Source organism: Micromonospora sp. NPDC005220, from assembly GCF_040607895.1.
Classification (GTDB): domain Bacteria; phylum Actinomycetota; class Actinomycetes; order Mycobacteriales; family Micromonosporaceae; genus Micromonospora.
The window spans coordinates 1-16,407 of the sequence record NZ_JBEXHP010000078.1; the positions used below are offsets into that span (position 1 = coordinate 1).

The 16,407-nt window shown below is 70.2% G+C and carries 15 protein-coding genes and 1 pseudogene; 11 read left to right on the plus strand and 5 right to left on the minus strand.

From position 1 onward, the window contains the following. From ABZU52_RS23585 to ABZU52_RS23610, 6 genes and pseudogenes are all read left to right on the plus strand, one after another. A partial coding sequence (locus tag ABZU52_RS23585) for an MFS transporter (protein WP_354973155.1) occupies positions 1-619 on the plus strand: 619 nt, incomplete at its 5' end. A 5-nt stretch (positions 620-624) separates the two neighbouring features. Next, entirely contained in the window at positions 625-825 is a 201-nt protein-coding gene (locus ABZU52_RS23590; RefSeq protein WP_030336777.1) for a DUF3046 domain-containing protein, read from the plus strand. Between the two features lie 184 nt (positions 826-1,009). Then, entirely contained in the window at positions 1,010-2,056 is a 1,047-nt protein-coding gene (gene recA, locus ABZU52_RS23595; RefSeq protein WP_007456801.1) for a recombinase RecA, read from the plus strand. Between the two features lie 14 nt (positions 2,057-2,070). Beyond that, positions 2,071-2,769, plus strand: a complete 699-nt coding sequence (locus ABZU52_RS23600) for a regulatory protein RecX (protein ID WP_354973156.1) — start codon at positions 2,071-2,073, stop codon at positions 2,767-2,769. Positions 2,770-3,697: 928 nt separating this feature from the next. Next, positions 3,698-5,464, plus strand: a complete 1,767-nt coding sequence (gene rny / locus ABZU52_RS23605) for a ribonuclease Y (protein WP_354973157.1) — start codon at positions 3,698-3,700, stop codon at positions 5,462-5,464. 1,425 nt (positions 5,465-6,889) lie between these two features. Then, a pseudogene (locus ABZU52_RS23610) lies at positions 6,890-7,033 on the plus strand (IS701 family transposase); the annotation flags it as partial. Between the two features lie 227 nt (positions 7,034-7,260). Here ABZU52_RS23610 and ABZU52_RS23615 read toward each other — a convergent pair. The 4 genes from ABZU52_RS23615 to ABZU52_RS23630 form a co-directional block, all read right to left on the minus strand. Continuing rightward, complete coding sequence (locus tag ABZU52_RS23615; protein ID WP_354973158.1) at positions 7,261-8,133, minus strand: amino acid ABC transporter permease; 873 nt, start codon at positions 8,131-8,133, stop codon at positions 7,261-7,263. Between the two features lie 43 nt (positions 8,134-8,176). Next, a complete protein-coding gene (locus ABZU52_RS23620) occupies positions 8,177-8,833 on the minus strand; it encodes an amino acid ABC transporter permease (protein ID WP_234590776.1) in 657 nt (218 codons plus the stop codon). Positions 8,834-8,914: 81 nt separating this feature from the next. Next, positions 8,915-9,850, minus strand: a complete 936-nt coding sequence (locus ABZU52_RS23625) for a glutamate ABC transporter substrate-binding protein (protein WP_354973159.1) — start codon at positions 9,848-9,850, stop codon at positions 8,915-8,917. Between the two features lie 57 nt (positions 9,851-9,907). Continuing rightward, a complete protein-coding gene (locus tag ABZU52_RS23630; protein WP_354973160.1) occupies positions 9,908-10,663 on the minus strand; it encodes an amino acid ABC transporter ATP-binding protein in 756 nt (251 codons plus the stop codon). A gap of 194 nt (positions 10,664-10,857) precedes the next feature. Here ABZU52_RS23630 and selD point away from each other — a divergent pair, with 194 nt between their 5' ends. Both selD and ABZU52_RS23640 read left to right on the plus strand, forming a co-directional pair. Then, positions 10,858-11,847: a selenide, water dikinase SelD gene (gene selD, locus ABZU52_RS23635; RefSeq protein ID WP_354973161.1), complete on the plus strand. Its 990-nt coding sequence runs from the start codon at positions 10,858-10,860 to the stop codon at positions 11,845-11,847. Positions 11,848-12,075: 228 nt separating this feature from the next. Next, a complete protein-coding gene (locus ABZU52_RS23640) occupies positions 12,076-12,555 on the plus strand; it encodes a hypothetical protein (protein ID WP_354973162.1) in 480 nt (159 codons plus the stop codon). Between the two features lie 60 nt (positions 12,556-12,615). On the opposite strand, the gene ABZU52_RS23645 is transcribed toward ABZU52_RS23640, so the two are convergent. Continuing rightward, complete coding sequence (locus tag ABZU52_RS23645) at positions 12,616-12,858, minus strand: DUF2277 family protein (RefSeq protein WP_354973163.1); 243 nt, start codon at positions 12,856-12,858, stop codon at positions 12,616-12,618. Between the two features lie 162 nt (positions 12,859-13,020). Between ABZU52_RS23645 and ABZU52_RS23650 the strand changes: the two genes are divergently transcribed. The 3 genes from ABZU52_RS23650 (at position 13,021) to ABZU52_RS23660 (ending at position 16,367) form a co-directional block, all read left to right on the plus strand. Beyond that, complete coding sequence (locus ABZU52_RS23650) at positions 13,021-13,209, plus strand: hypothetical protein (protein WP_354973164.1); 189 nt, start codon at positions 13,021-13,023, stop codon at positions 13,207-13,209. 64 nt (positions 13,210-13,273) lie between these two features. Next, complete coding sequence (locus tag ABZU52_RS23655) at positions 13,274-15,559, plus strand: FxsB family cyclophane-forming radical SAM/SPASM peptide maturase (RefSeq protein WP_354973165.1); 2,286 nt, start codon at positions 13,274-13,276, stop codon at positions 15,557-15,559. Beyond that, positions 15,543-16,367 carry an AAC(3) family N-acetyltransferase gene (locus tag ABZU52_RS23660; protein ID WP_354973166.1) on the plus strand — a complete coding sequence of 275 codons (825 nt, stop codon included), beginning with the start codon at positions 15,543-15,545 and terminating at the stop codon, positions 16,365-16,367. Before ABZU52_RS23655 ends, ABZU52_RS23660 begins: the two co-directional genes overlap by 17 nt. Positions 16,368-16,407: the final 40 nt, after the last annotated feature.

Here is a 16,407-nt window from a genome sequence, read left to right on the forward strand (position 1 = left end):
GCCGCGCGGCGCCGGGATGCGGGCGGCCTGGTCGGTGGTACGCGGACAGCCCGCCGCCCGACTCGGCATCGCCGCCGTGGCGGTGGGTCACCTGGTGATGGTGGCGGTGATGGCGATGACTCCGGTCCGGCTCGGTGAGTCGCACGCCGACGCCGACGTGTTGCGGCTGGTCGGCATCGTGCTGAGCCTGCACATCGCCGGCATGTACGCGTTCGCCCCGGTGGTCGGTTGGCTCACCGACCGGCTCGGTCGACGGGCGGTGATCCTCGGTGGGGTCGGGCTGCTGCTGGCGGCCTGCGCGGTCGCCGGCACCGCCGGGCACCACACCCCTCGACTCTCGGTCGGTCTGGTCCTGCTCGGGTTGGGCTGGTCGGGGACGATGGTGGCCGGCTCGACCCTGCTCTCCGAGTCGGTGTCGGCCGGGGTGCGGCCGAGCGTCCAGGGGCTGTCCGACCTGATCATGGGGCTGGCCGGGGCCGGGGCCGCCGTGGTCAGCGGGTTTGTCATGCAGTTCGCCGGTTATCCCGTGCTCACCCTGCTCGCGGCGGTCGCGGCGGCGCCCCTGGTGGCGCTAGCGTTGCGCCCGGTGCCGACCGGGGCACCGGACGAGGAGGGCTGATCACTGTGCGGCTGACCGACTTCTGGACGCGGTTGGACGAGGCGTTCGGGCCCGGCTACGCGGCCAGCATCGCCCGCGATCAGGTGCTGTCCCAGCTCGGCGGGCGGACCATCGAGCAGGCCCTGGCAGCGGGGGAGCAGACGCACGTGGTGTGGCGGGCGGTCTGTGCCGCGTACCCCGACCGGGTGCCCGCTCGACTACGCTGAGCAGCCTTTTCGCCGGTTCCGCGTGTCGCTTGTCGAGTCGTACACCTGTTCGGCTATTGTCCACAGCGGGGTGCTCGTCCACAGCTCGCGGCCCGTCGGCTGGTTTTCTGTCGGACCCAGCGCCTAGCGTGTCCGCGTGACGCGAAGCTCAGCAAAGACGCCGGCGAAGGCAGGGGTGGCAACCATGGCAGCAGGGCCTGACCGGGAGAAGGCACTCGACCTTGCTCTCGCCCAGATTGACAAGCAATTCGGCAAGGGCTCGGTGATGCGGCTGGGTGACCGGCCGGTCGTCCAGACCGCGATCATTCCGACCGGCTCCATCGCGCTCGACGTGGCCCTCGGCATCGGCGGCCTACCCCGTGGCCGGGTGGTCGAGATCTACGGTCCCGAGTCCAGCGGTAAGACCACGGTGGCCCTGCACGCGGTGGCCAACGCCCAGCGCAACGGTGGCATCGCCGCCTTCATCGACGCCGAGCACGCGCTCGACCCGGAGTACGCGAAGGCCCTCGGCGTCGACACCGACGCGATGCTGGTCTCCCAGCCGGACACCGGCGAGCAGGCGTTGGAGATCGCGGACATGCTGATCCGCTCCGGCGCTCTGGACATCATCGTGATCGACTCGGTGGCGGCCCTGGTGCCGCGTGCCGAGATCGAGGGCGAGATGGGCGACAGCCACGTGGGCCTCCAGGCCCGGCTGATGAGCCAGGCGCTGCGGAAGATCACCGGTGTGCTCAGCAACACCGGCACCACGGCGATCTTCATCAACCAGCTGCGGGAAAAGATCGGCGTCATGTTCGGCAGCCCGGAGACCACCACCGGTGGTCGGGCGCTGAAGTTCTACGCCTCGGTCCGGCTCGACGTGCGACGCATCGAGAGCCTCAAGGACGGCACCGACGTGGTCGGTAACCGCACCCGGGTCAAGGTCGTGAAGAACAAGGTGGCCGCGCCGTTCAAGCAGGCCGAGTTCGACATCATGTACGGCAAGGGCATCTCGCGTGAGGGCTCGCTGATCGACGTCGGCGTGGAGCAGGCGATCATCCGCAAGTCCGGGGCGTGGTACACGTACGACGGCGACCAGCTCGGCCAGGGCAAGGAGAAGGCCCGGGAGTTCCTGAAGGAGAACCCGGACGTGGCCGCCGAGATCGAGAAGAAGATCCTGGAGAAGCTCGGCGTCGGGGTCGGCGCGGGTGACGCCGCCGGTGGCCCGGAGCTGCCGCCGGTCGACTTCTGACCGGTCGCTGACCCATGGCAGGACGACGCGCTCGTACGGGGCGGGGCTGGGACGCCAGTCCGCCTCGTACGGGCGACGCCACCGATCCGCCCCGGCCTCGGCGGGGCCGCCGGGGTGGGTCCGAGGGGGCCGACACCGTCGAGTCCCCGGCGCCCCCGCGCGACGAGTCCGAGGTGGCCCGCGAGATCTGCCTGCGCCAGCTCGCCGTCCGGCCCCGCACCCGGGCCGAGTTGGCCGGGGCGTTGGCCAAGCGGGGCATCTCCGAAGAGGTCTCGGCCGAGGTGCTCGACCGGTACGACGAGGTCGGCATCATCGATGACGCTGCGTTCGCTCGGGCCTGGGTGTCCAGTCGGCACGCCGGGCGCGGCCTCGCTCGTCGGGCGCTCGCCAACGAGCTGCGCCGCAAGGGCGTGGACGGCGAGGTGGCCACCGAGGCGCTGGGTGAGCTGGACGAGGACACCGAGGCGGACACCGCTCGTGCTCTGGTGGAGCGCAAGCTGCGCACCGCCCGAGGTGAGCCGGACGCGGTCTTCCGCCGGTTGGTGGGCATGCTGGCCCGCAAGGGCTACCCGCCGGGCGTGGCCATCCGGGCGGTGAAGGAGGCGCTTGCCGCGCAGAGCGCCGAGGCAGCCGAGTTCGCCGAGCAGATCGACGCCGACGCGCTCGCCGACGCCGAGGGCGAGGTGGAGCGCGACAACCGCCTGGTCGAGTGAGCGCGCCAGGTGGGTGTGTCGACTCGATGCTGAAGGCCGCCCGTCGGGGTGAGCATTGGTGCCCGCCGAGCGACCGGCGCCACGATCGTGCTCGTTCCAGCACGTCAACACCGGCGTCGTCTCGCCGATCATGGAGTTGTGGTGGGCAACAAAACACCCGTAAAGCGCCAATCCAGGCACCACAACTCTATGATCCCCAGCCCTGAACGGCCCCTGCTCCGCGATCTAGCACTTTCTGTCCAGACATAAGGGGCATCGCACCCACGTCGACAACCGAAACTACAAGATCGGCGCGATCTTTCGCCGTCCGTAGCCCTCACCTGACGGTGTTGACTCTCCGGAGCGTGCGCGATCTTGACGGGACGAGCCCGCCGAGGGTCCGGGTGTGGGCCGGGGGTCGCTGGTGTCACAAAGTCGGCTCTTGGGCGGGGTGTCGCCGTCTCTGAACAGGCACGACATCCGTATCGGAGCCGTCGGCTCGCCGGGTTTGTCCTTCCGTGTCCGACACGACATCAGCTTTGAGTGACGCCGCAACTTCTCTCCGTTCGGGGGGTTTGATCATGAGTCCTTGACCAGAGCACCCCCGGCGACCTAGCCTCGCCATACAGGCTCACATTGCCCGACCAGCGCAGGCTAAGCGCACAACATAGATCGCGTAACAGAACAGCATCACTTTGGCCGACTCCGCGGCCTTTGGCGGCAGTTCCGGACAGGCCGGTCCGGAACGCTGCGACAACTGCACCCGGCCGCCGACGCTGCCCACGGGCACCGCCGGCGGAGAAAGCTATCCACGGCCAGCCGCTCCGGTCGGGCGTCCACAGCCGCAGGAGTGTGCCCGTGGCACGGTCGCTGCGGTCTCGACGTTAGGGGAGGCGGCCATGGCGGGGCGGCGGCACAGGTTCATCGGTAGACCCGACGGGGTCCCGGCATGAACGCGTTCGACGTCGTGCTCCTCGCGGCCGTCCTCGTCCTCGCGGTGGTGGTGATCGGGGCCGTGCTGGTCGGCATCCGGACGATGCGCCGGATGGGGGCCGCGCCGGCACCGGAGGATCCCGCCTTCATCGCCGAGAAGGACCGCCAGGAGCAGTCCCTCGCTGCCCTGCGGACCGCGGCCGACGAGGCGAACAGCACGATCGACGTGGCGAAGTCCGCGGCCGCCGCAGCCCGTACCGAGGCGGCGGCGGCGAAGGCCGAGGCGAAGGCGGCCCGCGCCGAGGCGCGTCGGGTCCTCGACGACGCCCGGGCCGAGGCGGACACCGTTCTGGAGCGCGCGCACAAGCAGGCCGAGGCGGACGCCGAGCAGTTGCGGACTGCCGCCCGGCGCAGCGGCGAGCGGGAGGTCGCGGTGCTCGCCGCCACCACCCGGGAGCAGGCCGCCGAGGTGGAACGTCGGGCAGCTCGGATGGACGAGCGGGAGCGGATGCACACCGAGGAGGTGGAGCGGTTCGCCGAGCGGGAGCGGCAGCTCACCGCCGCGAAGGCCGCCCTCGCCGCGCGGGAGGCCGCACTGGCCCAGCGGGAGGCCGAGCTGGCCGAGTCGGAGGAGCTGCGCCGCCGGGAGCTGGAGCGGGTCGCCGGGCTCACCGCCGAGTCCGCCCGACTGGAGCTGGTCGACGCCATCGAGACGTCTGCCAAGCGGGAAGCGGCGCTGCTGGTGCGGGACATCGAGTCCGACGCGCGCAACACGGCCGAGCAGCGGGCCCGGCACATCGTGGTGGACGCGATCCAGCGGGTCGCCAGCGAGCAGACCGCGGAGAGCGTGGTCAGCGTTTTGCACCTGCCCGGCGACGAGATGAAGGGGCGGATCATCGGCCGGGAGGGGCGCAACATCCGCGCCTTCGAGTCGGTGACCGGCGTCAACCTGATCATCGACGACACCCCCGAGGCGGTGCTGCTCTCCTGCTTCGACCCGGTCCGCCGGGAGGTGGGCCGGGTGACCCTGGAGAAGCTGGTCCTGGACGGGCGCATCCACCCGCACCGGATCGAGGAGGTCTACGACCTGGCCCGGCAGGAGGTGGAGCAGCTCTGTCTCCGTGCCGCCGAGGACGCCCTGGTCGAGGTCGGCATCACCGAGATCCACCCGGAGCTGGTGACCCTGCTCGGCCGGCTCCGCTACCGCACCTCGTACGGGCAGAACGTGCTCAAGCACCTGGTCGAGACCGCGCACATCGCCGGCATTATGGCCGCCGAGCTGCGGTTGGACGTGCCCATCATCAAACGGTCGGCGTTCCTGCACGACATCGGCAAGGCGCTCACCCACGAGGTGGAGGGCAGCCACGCCATCATCGGCGCGGACCTGGCCCGCAAGTACGGCGAGCACGAGGACGTGGTGCACGCCATCGAGGCGCACCACAACGAGGTGCCCCCGCAGACCATCGAGGCCGTGCTCACCCAGGCGTCCGACGCCTGCTCCGGCGGTCGGCCGGGCGCGCGTCGGGAGAGCCTGGAGGCGTACGTCAAGCGGCTGGAGCGGATCGAGGAGATCGCCGCCGGCAAGCTCGGCGTGGACAAGGTCTTCGCCATGCAGGCCGGCCGGGAGATCCGGGTGATGGTCAAGCCGGACGACGTGGACGACATCGGGGCGGCCGTGCTGGCCCGGGACGTGGCCAAGCAGATCGAGGAGGAGCTGACCTACCCGGGTCAGATCCGGGTCACAGTGGTCCGCGAGTCCCGGGTCACCGAGATCGCCCGCTGACCGATCGCGTGTAGTGGGTTAGTGCAGCTCTTACAGGTGCGATGTGAACCCTTAGCCGTGCCTGCACCCCTACCGGCGACGGGACGGAGACGAGACGCTCGCGCTTGCCCCGGTCACCTCCGTCGAGAAGGTCGTTGCCGCGCTTGCAGTGCCGTGGCGCTGGGTCTGTGAGCGCTGTCAAGGAGGTCGGCCGGAGTACCTGCGCCGGGCTTGGCCTGGTGCACCAGCCCTCGAGCGGGACAGGCCCGTCAACCGCCGGTTCGTCATGGTCGCGGCAGCCGACATACAAAGAGTAGCGAACATCAATATTCAATGACAAGCAATCATGCATGAGGTCGTTAGACCGCATCTGGAACTATCCATAGATGACAACCTAATTCATGGATGGTACAGTCAGTACCACGCTCCACAAGGGAGCAGTGTCGTCGATGCAGTTGGATTCGTGACGTCGGACATGGAATGGAGCAAGTAGTGAAAAGTGCCAAGAGGATCTCAGCGCTATTCTCTGTAATGGTCGTTGGGGTCAGCGGAGTGGTTTTGGTGGCGCCCACCTCCGCTAGCGCTGCGACAACTCTGGCTTGCTCTGTTACCTCGGATTCCTATGGTACGTATGGCGGTCGCGTTTGGGCCTCATGCCCCAATAGGAAGGCCCGGGCCGAAGCCTGGTGCACGGAGAACAACGGCAGCGTTTACTACGCGCTTGGGTCGTGGGCCAACGCCGGTTCCACGTCGACGGCCCGGTGTCACGAGTACGCATACCTGTCTGGCAAGAATGCTTACTACCAGTGACTTATCGTCACGAAGCAGCAACTCGCTAAATTGGCTCTGGCTTAAGCTAGCCGTCCTGTCTGCCGGCGACCCATACCACGGTGGAGCAGACCAGGGCCTAGGGGACAAGGTGTAGCGCCCGACCGGACGAACGACCTGTCCCCTGGCCCTGGTCTGCTCGGCTCTGCCTGGGTCGGTGGCTGGCCGGATGGCATTCCTCCTCACCCACTCACCGGAACCGTTCGGCAACTCCATCCCGGAGTCGTCTGGCCCCGCCGGAGGCGCACTAACCCCGCGTCCGTCTACCGCCCGCAGAGCCCGTCGAACCGCTCCGCAATCCCACATCGGCCAGACCAGCCACCGAATGACCATCCCGACGTACCCGGCGGCTGGTCGACCGGCGGGAGGGGTCACCTCAACCGGGCGCGCGCGGGTGTCCACTCCTCCCGGTTCCTCAAGTCGTTGATCATCTGGCGACACACGGGCCCTGAACAGCCGAGGCTACTACTCCAGTACTCCAGCAGGAGATCCGTTCGTGCCTGTGGTGGTGTGTGGTTTGTCCCTGGACGGCGAGCTGCCACCGTCGAGTCCTACGGGTTGTGGACCTCAAGAGATGCGGCGGTGGCTGCCGCTTACAGAGTAGACGCTCGGCGATGGTTGGAGCTGTTCAGCGAGTTGATGGCTACGGTCGAGTCGCGTTTTTGCCGGCCTGAGCCTAGGCGCCCGGTCCGGGACTCCGTGGCAGGGCTGCTTGCGTCGTTGCCGGTGAAGAACTGCTGGACGATCGCGGAACACGCCGGTGCGGGCCGTGCTGGCCTAGGACGTGGCCAAGCAGATCGAGGAGGAGCTGACCTACCCGGGTCAGATCCGCGTCACCGTGGCCCGCGAGGCCCGGGTCACCGAGATCGCCCGCTGACCGGCCTGCTCGCCGGGAATTCACCGATATCGGGGTGTCCCCAACGCTGGGACACCCCGATATCAAGGAACTCGAGTCGATCACACGCCGGGCCACCCGGTGGCCCGTCCGGTCAGATCATCCGGGCAGAGTCCTCGCCGACGCTCTGGGCGGGGAGCACCTTGGCCGGGGTACGCGGCGTACGGCCCATTCGTTTCTGCAACCACCAGGCCAGGGCGGACAGCGCACCGCAGATGGCGATGTAGATCGCTCCGACGACCAGGTAGGTCGGCACGTACGGAAGGCCGAACGGCAAACGGCCGCCGATCTGCTTACCGACGAAGAGCAGCTCGGGGTACGTGATGATGAAACCCAGCGCGGTGTCCTTGAGTAGCACCACGAGCTGGCTGACGATCGCCGGGAGCATCGACCGGACCGCCTGCGGCAGCAGGATCAGCCGTAGCACCTGGTTCTTGCGCAGACCGACCGCGTACGCCCCCTCGGTCTGCCCGTACGGGACCGCGTTGATGCCGGCCCGGAAGATCTCCGCGAGCACCGAGCCGTTGTAGAGCATCAGCCCGATGACCAGCGCCCAGAGCTTGTCGATCGACCAGCCGTACTGCAGCGGCACGTAGTAACCGAAGAAGATCAGAATCAGCAGTGGAATCGCCCGGAACAGCTCCACCACGAAGGTGGCAGGGGTACGCAGAACCCACTTGTCGCTCAGTCGGGCGCTGGCGAAGACCGCCCCGAAGAGCAGTGCCAGGACCGCCGCGATGCCGGCAGCCTTGAGCGTCGCCCACAGCCCGCCCAGCAACTCGCGCTGCACCGACGCGTACTGCAGTTGCTCCCACTTACGGGCCTCGAACTGACCTGTGTCGGCGAACTTGTAGCCGATGAAGGCGATGAGAGCGATGATGCCGACCGTGGAGACGACGCCCAGGATCGCGTTACGTCGCTTGGCGCGAGGCCCGGGCAGGTCGTAGAGGATTGACGCCTGGCTCAACTCGGCCACCTTCCGCTCGCGACGACCCGGCTCGTCAACTGACTCATCGGGCCACCCTCCACTTGCGCTCCAGGAACCGCTGCAACGCCACCAGCGGCAGGATCAGGATCAGGAAGCCGATGGTGATCCAGAGCAGGACGGCGAACTGCGGCTCACCCCGCTCGGCCATGTACGCGGGGATCGCGCCGGCCTCCAGCACCGAGAAGCCGGCGGCGATGGTCGTGTTCTTCAGCATCGCGATGAACACGCTCATCATCGGCGGGACCATCGCCCGCAGCGCCTGCGGCAGCACGATGAGCGTGAGCACCTGGCCGAAGGTCATCCCGAGCGCGCGGGCCGCCTCGGCCTGCCCGGCGGCGACCGTGTTGACGCCGGAGCGGATCACCTCGCAGACGAATGCCGAGGTGTAGACGGTCAGCGCGATGGCGGCGCTGGGAAAGTAGTCGATGTTGACGTCGAGCTTCGGCACCGCGAACACGAGGAACGCGAAGACCAGCGTCAGAGGGGTGTTACGCACCAGGTTGACGTACGTGGCGCCGAATGCGCGCAGGGCCGGCACGGGGGAGACCCGCATCGCGCCGAGCAGCGTGCCGAGGACGAGGCTGCCGACCGCGGCGATCAGGAAGAGTTTGACGGTGTTGGTGAACCCGTCGACGAACAGTTGCCCGTTGTCCGTCAGTACGCGGAAGAACTCGCCCATGCCTCGCTCTCAGTCCCTCTCCACGGGCGCCGGGCGGGGACGAATCCCGCCCGGCGCCGCAACTCGTGTCGAGCCGGTCGATCAGTACCGCTCGACCTTCGGCGGGGTGCCCGCCGAGCCGGACAGGCCGAGCGTGCCGTCGTAGATCTTCTGCCAGGTGCCGTTGGTGAAGGCGGCCTCGATCTGGTCATTGACGTAGTCGCGCAGCGCCTTGTCGTCCTTCGGCAGGCCGATGCCGTACTTCTCGGTGCTGAACGGCTGGCCGACGACCTTGAGCTCGTCTGGGTTCTGCGCCGCGTAGCCCTTCAGGATGGCGTCGTCGGTGGTGACGGCGTCGACCTTCTTGTCCAGCAGCTGCGAGACGCACTCCGAGTAGGTCTTGAACTCGACGATGTTGTTCGCCTCGGTCAGACCCTCGTCGCGGACCCGCTGGATCGGGGTCGAGCCGGTGGCCGAGCAGACCTTCTTGCCCTTGATGGTGTCCTTGCCGGTGATCGACGACTCGTCCTTGCGGACCAGCAGGTCCTGGCCGGCGACGAAGTAAGGGCCGGCGAAGGAGATGTCGTTCTTGCGCTTGTCAGTGATGGAGTAGGTGCCGACGTAGTAGTCGACCTCACCACCCTTGATCGCGGTCTCCCTGTTCGCGGAGGCGATCTCCTTGTACTCGATCTTCGCCGGGTCGATGCCCAGCGTGCTCGCCACATACTGGGCGACCTCAATGTCGAAGCCGCACCGCTTGCCTTGGGCGTCCTTGTAGCCGAGATTCGGCTGGTCGAACTTGACCCCGATGGAGACCTTGCCGGCCGCCTTGATCTTTTCGAAGGTCGGGCTGCCAGCGACGGCGGCGTCCGTCTTCGGCGTGAAGGTGGCACCGGAGCTCTTGCAGGTGTCGGACTGAGCGGCACCGGAGGCGCTTCCGCCCGCGCTCGGAGTGGGCTCACCCTCCTTGCCGCAGGCCGCAGCTGAAAGGGCGAGGGAGGCCATCATGGCGACCGCTGCCACGCGCTTCATATGCATACTCTTCTCCTTCTTCGACGGAGCCCACCGAGGTGCGGCACGCTCCACTACGGACGCCTAGTGCGTGAGGATCTTGGAGAGGAAGTCCTTCGCCCGGTCGCTGCGCGGGTTGTCGAAGAACTCTGCCGGGGAAGCGTCCTCGACGAGCTTGCCGTCGGCCATGAAGATGACCCGGTTCGCTGCGTGCCGGGCGAAGCCCATCTCGTGGGTGACCACGACCATCGTCATGCCGTCGCTGGCCAGGGAGGTCATCACGTCGAGCACCTCGCCGACCATCTCCGGGTCCAGGGCGCTGGTCGGCTCGTCGAAGAGCATCGCCTTGGGCTGCATGGCCAGCGCCCGGGCGATGGCCGCCCGCTGCTGCTGGCCGCCGGAGAGCTGGGCCGGGAACTTGTCCGCCTGGTTGGCGATGCCGACCCGGTCAAGCAGGGCCAGGCCGCGCTCGCGGGCGGCGGCCGGCTTCTCCTTGCGGACCTTGATCGGGCCGAGGGTGACGTTCTCCAGGATGGTCTTGTGCGCGAAGAGGTTGAAGGACTGGAAGACCATGCCCACCTCGCTGCGCAGCTTCGCGAGGGGCTTGCCCTCGGCCGGCAGCGGCTGGCCGTCGAAGCTGATGGTGCCCGAGTTGATCGGTTCCAGTCGGTTGATCGTGCGGCACAGCGTCGACTTGCCGGAGCCGGACGGGCCGATCACCACGACCACCTCGCCCCGACCCACCGACAGTGAGACGTCGTCCAGCACGTGCAGCGGCCCGAACCACTTGTTGACCGCGTCCAGCACGATGAGCGGTTCGCCCGTCGTCACGTCGTCCACCGTCCCCTGTCGTCTCCCGGATCGGGGTCGGTTGACCCCCGGTGCGGCCACTGTAGGCGGCCTGATGTGGCGGAATGCAACTCGGTGGGTCACGGAGCGGTAACACCGGTCACGATCGTTGTCGGGCGTCCGATTTTGGTCACGCATGGGTGGCCACGGTGGCGATCGTGGCGCGTTGTCGAGATCATGGGTGGATGACCGAACCGGTACGGTTGACCAAGTACGCCCGCGGCGGTGGCTGCGCCTGCAAGATCCCGCCGGGCGAGCTGGAGATCATGGTGGCCGGCCTCGGCCCGCCGAGCGGCACCGCCGAGTTGCTGGTCGGGTTGGATCACGGCGACGACGCGGCGGTGGTGCGCCTGGACGAGCGGACCGGGCTGGTCAGCACCGCCGACTTCTTCACCCCGGTGGTCGACGACGCGTACGACTGGGGTCGGATCGCCGCGGCCAACGCGCTCTCCGACGTGTACGCGATGGGCGGCACCCCGCTGGTGGCGCTCAACCTGCTCTGCTGGCCGCGCGACGTGCTCCCGCTGGAGTTGGCCCGGGAGGTGCTGCGCGGCGGTCAGGACGTGGCGCGGGAGGCCGGCTGTCACCTGGCCGGCGGGCACAGCGTGGACGACGACGGCCCGAAGTACGGTCTCGCGGTCACCGGCACGGTCCGACCGGAGGAGCTGATCACCCTCGACGCCGGCCGGGCCGGGGTGCCGTTGTCACTGACCAAGCCGCTCGGGGTGGGCGTGCTGAACACCCGGCACAAGGCGACCGGGGAGAGCTTCCCGGAGGCGGTGGCCACGATGAGCGCGCTCAATCGGGACGCGGCCCGCGCGGCGGTCGCCGCCGGCATCCGGTGCGGCACCGACGTGACCGGGTTCGGGCTGCTCGGGCACGCCTCGAAGCTGGCCCGGGCCAGCCAGCTCACGGTGGCCATCGACACCGCCCAGGTGCCCTATCTGGCCGGTGCCCGTGAGGCGCTGCGCGACGGGTTCGTCAGCGGCGGCAGCCGGCGCAACCTGGACTGGGTGACCCCGTGGACGGACTTCGGCGCGGCGGACGAGGCCGAGCGGCTGCTGTTGGCCGACGCGCAGACCTCCGGTGGGCTGCTGGTCGCCGGTGAGGTGCCCGGCGCTCCCGTGGTGGGCGAGTTGCTGCCCCGGGGGGAGCACCTGGTCGTGCTGCGCTGACCGTCGAGGTCGACCCGCGGGGGACACGCGGTGGTGATGGTGCGGATGGCGCACCGTACCCGATAAACTGTCACCTTCCCGCTACTCCGAGCAATGTCGCTCAGGGAAATTTTGCCCGGAATGGTCACAGACCGGTAACTTGCCCCCGGCTGGGGTCAAATGCCCCCCACCATCGTGGGTAAGGCCCGATCCGGAGGCCGGTGGGGACGAACGCAGCGAGGAGGCGGAATGACCGAGCTGTGGAACTGGAGAATCGACGGGGCTCAACCCGTGGAGGTCTACCCGGCGTTGGCCGAGGCGCTAGGTCGGGTGGTGATGCCGTTGGCGGTGGCCGACCCGGCACGGCTGCCGACGTACGCGGTGGTGTGTGACGTCTGGCAGGCGCCGGGCGAGTTCGCCACGGTGGTGGACTGCTACGGGGTGCCTGAGCAGCTCTCCGAGCACGCGAGCATCGCCGCGCTGGCCCGATTGCTGGGTCGCAACTGCCTGTTGCGCGACGACACGCTCGACGCGGGCCGGTACCTGCTCGTCGCCCCGGACGGCACCGTCCGTCCGGTGCACTTCGACGTGCGGGACACCGACGACGGTGAGGTGCTCAGCAAGCTGCGGCTCTGCTCGCTGGGCGACCCGGGTTGCCGGGGCTGGTCGCAGTGCCACCGCTCGCACTGGGCGCCGGACACGGTCGCCCCGGCGCTCGCCGCGGCCTGACCCTCTTTCAGGGTCAGGCCCGGCCGGGTGCCGTGCCGGTGGGCCCGCCGCTGGCGACGATCAGCTGGCGGCGGTGGCCGACCGGTCCGTGGTGCCCGATCCCCGCACCACCAGTTGGTCGAGCAGGGTGCGCGTCGCCTCGGCCACGGCGGCCACCGCGGCGTCGAACGCGGCGGCGTTGTGCGCGGCGGGCGCCCGGAAGCCAGAGATCTTCCGGACGTACTGCAACGCCGCCGCCTCGACGTCCGCGTCGGTCACCTGCGGGGTGAAGGGTTCACGCAGCGTCTTGATGCTCCGGCACATATCAGCTCCTCCTCGTCCACCGCGGCCTGCCACTCGCCGTGCCGGCGATGGTACCTGCGGTGACACTGGGTCGATATTTGTCTATCCTGGTCACGGACCAGAGCCGTTCGAGCCACAGCCGCCGCTCGCGCTCCCAGCGCCCCGGGCCCCCGGAGACTCATTGTGGACCATGCCCCCACCCGCCCATCCCGTCCCGACCCAGCCGATCTGGCCCGTAGCCTGCACACCCCGCTGGAACGGATCGCCGTCGAGCACGCCGACCTGATCGAGGCGGTGCGCAGGCGCGTCGTCACGAACGACTCCGTGCCGTCCGGCACCGTGGCCGTCGCCGCCTTCAACTCGTCCATCTGACCTGATGGTCTGCCGGTGCGGTCCACCCGGAGTGGGTGGATCCTGCCGGCGGATCAGCCAGTTCGTGCTGAAGGTGCACAGCCGATGTGACCTCAGCTGCGACCACTGCTACGTCTACCAGCACGCCGACCAGACCTGGCGTGGCCGTCCGCCGCGAATGCCGCCGGCCACGGTCCAGGCCGCCGCACGGCGCATCGCCGAGCACGCCCGCGGGCACGATCTGCCGACCGTGCACGTGGTGCTGCACGGGGGTGAGCCGCTGTTGCTGGGCGCCGCCGGGTTGCGAAAGGTGCTGGCCGAGCTGCGCACGGCGATCACCCCCTGGGCGCGGCTCGACCTGCGCATGCAGACCAACGGCGTGCTGCTCGACGAGGAGCTGTGCCGCCTGTTCATCGAGTACGGCGTGCGGGTCGGGGTGTCCTTCGACGGCGACCGCGCCGCCAACGACCGCCACCGGGTCTTCGCCCACGGCGGCAGCAGCCACGACCACGTCCGGCGGGCGCTGGCCCTGCTCCGCCGGCCGGAACACCGCGCCAGCTACGCCGGCATCCTCTGCACGATCGACGTCCGCAACGACCCCGAGCGGGTGTACGAGGCGCTGCTGGCCGAGGATCCGCCCCGCGTCGACCTGCTGCTGCCGCACGCCACCTGGGACCACCCCCCGCACCGCCCCGGCCCCGAGCCCACCCCGTACGCGGACTGGCTGGGGCGGCTGCACCGGCGGTGGGTGGACGACGGGCGCCCCATGTCGATCCGGATGTTCGAGGCGCTGCGCCCGGGTGGCGGCGGCACCGAGGCGTTCGGCCTCGCGCCGGCCGACGTGCTGGTCATCGAGGCGGACGGCAGTTGGGAGCAGGTCGACTCGCTGAAGACCGCGTACCACGGCGCGGCCGGCACCGGGTTCGACGTCTTCGACCACTCGGTGGACGAGGTCGCACGGCACCCGGGGGTCGCCGTCCGGCAGGAGGGCGTGGCCGGGCTCTGCGCGACCTGCCGGGCCTGCCCGGTGGTCGACAGGTGCGGTGGCGGCCTGTACGCCCACCGCTGGCGCACCGGCACCGGCTTCGACAACCCCTCGGTGTACTGCGCGGACCTGCTTCGCCTGATCGACACCGTGGACGGCTACCCGCCGCCCGTGCCGCGTCAACGGACCGCCACCGCACCCGGGTCGGGCGAATGGCCCGCCACCCCGCCCGTCGACGAGCTGCTCGACGACCTGGCGACCGGGCACGGCTCGGCGTCGACGCTCGCGCTGCTCGCCGCCACCCAGCTCTCCATCACCCGGGCGCTGCTGGCGGCGTGCCGGGACGCCGCCGGCGCGACCGCCGCCTGGGACCTGCTCGTCCACCTCGACCAGGTGGCCCCGGAGGCGGTCCGGGCCGTCCTGGCGCACCCCTTCGTCCGGCCCGGGCTGGTGCATCGCCTCGAATCGTCGGCCCCGCCCGGCCCCGGCGCGGCGGTCGACCCACTGCCGGCCCTCGCCATCGCCGCGGCCCTGCGGGCCGGCGTCCCGGCCGCGTTGCGCGTCCCGGTGCGCGCCGGCGCGATCACGTTGCCCACGCTCGGCAGCCTGCTGCTGCCCGGCCTGGGGGAGAGCGCCGAGGTGACGGTCCGGCCCGGCGAACTCCAGGTCGCCGGTGGGTCGGTGCTCCTCGATCCGCTGGCGCCGCCGTCGACCGGGTGGCTTCCCACGCGTGACGTGCCGGTGCCCGGCGGTCGGTTGCTTCTGGAGGACGGCGACCCGTACCGCGACTGCTACGGCCAGCCGGTGGCACCCCGCCTGGAGGTGCCGGCCGCGCGGGCGTTGGGCCGTACCCTGGCCGAGGCCTGGCGGGTCGTGCACCGGGACGTGCCGGCGCACGCGGCGGCGCTCGACGGCGGTCTGCGTGCCGTTGTTCCGTTGGCGCCCGACCCGGCGCGACCCCTGCGGAGCGCGACCGCCCGGCACGCGTTCGGCGCGGTCGCCGTCACCCCCCATGCCGACCCGGAGACGATGGCGGTGCTGCTGGTGCACGAGTGGCAGCACGCGAAGCTGGGCGCGGTGCTCGACCTGTACGACCTGGTCGAACCCGCCCAGGGCATCCGGATCCGGGTGCCCTGGCGCCCCGACCCGCGGCCCCCGGAGGGCGTCCTCCAGGGCGTCTACGCGCACCTCGCCGTCACCCAGGTCTGGCAGTCCCGGGCGGCCACCGACCGTCCGGACGCGTCGGCGCACGCGGCCCACTTCCTGGCGTGGACCCGGGACGGCGTCGACGCGCTCCTGGCCAGCCGGTCGCTCACCGCGGCGGGTGAGCGCTTCGTCGGCCACCTGCGCCACGCCCTGGAGGAGACCCGTGTCGGGTCCGCATGACCACCCATTGCCCACACTGGGCCGTCCTCGCCTCGCCGACGACCTGCGGGCGTTGGGCGTACGCCCGGGGGTGTGCCTGCTGGTGCACTGCGGCCTGCGCCGGGTGGGCCCGCTGGAGCACGGCCCGGCGACCCTGGCCGGCGCTCTGCGCGACGTCCTCGGCCCGGCCGGCACGCTGCTGGTGCCCACCCAGACCGATGGCAACTCGACCACCTCCCGGGCCCACCTGGCGGCCACCGCTGGCATGGACCGGGCGCAGCGCGAGCGGTACGAGGCGGCGCTGCCGGGGTGGGACCTCCGGACCACCCCCTCGCAGCGGATGGGTGCGCTCGCCGAGTACGTCCGGTGCACCCCCGGTGCCGTGCGCAGCGACCATCCACAGACCTCGTTCGCCGCGCTCGGCCCTCGGGCCCGGCAGCTCACCGACGGCCATGACCTCACCTGCCACCTGGGGGAACGCTCACCCGTTGGTGGCCTGTACGCGGCGGACGGGCAGATCCTGCTGCTCGGCCTCGGCTACGAGGCGTGCAGCGCCCTGCACCTGGCCGAGTACCGCCTCCCGGTGCCGCCGCCCGAGCGCGACTACCACTGCTTCCGGCTCGTCGACGGGCGGCGGGTCCGCCTCGACTTCCGGGCCCTGGACCTGGACGACGGGGACTTCCCGAAGGTGGGCGCCGCGCTCGACGAGACACCGATCGTGCGGCGCGGTCGGGTGGGCCGGGCCGACGCCCGGCTGCTGCCGGCGCGAGCCGCTGTCGACTTCGCGACCGGTTGGTTCGCCGCGAACCGCCTGGCGGCGCAGCGTTGACGCGGGGACTACGCTGATGTTCCGGCCGCGTGGGGAGGGC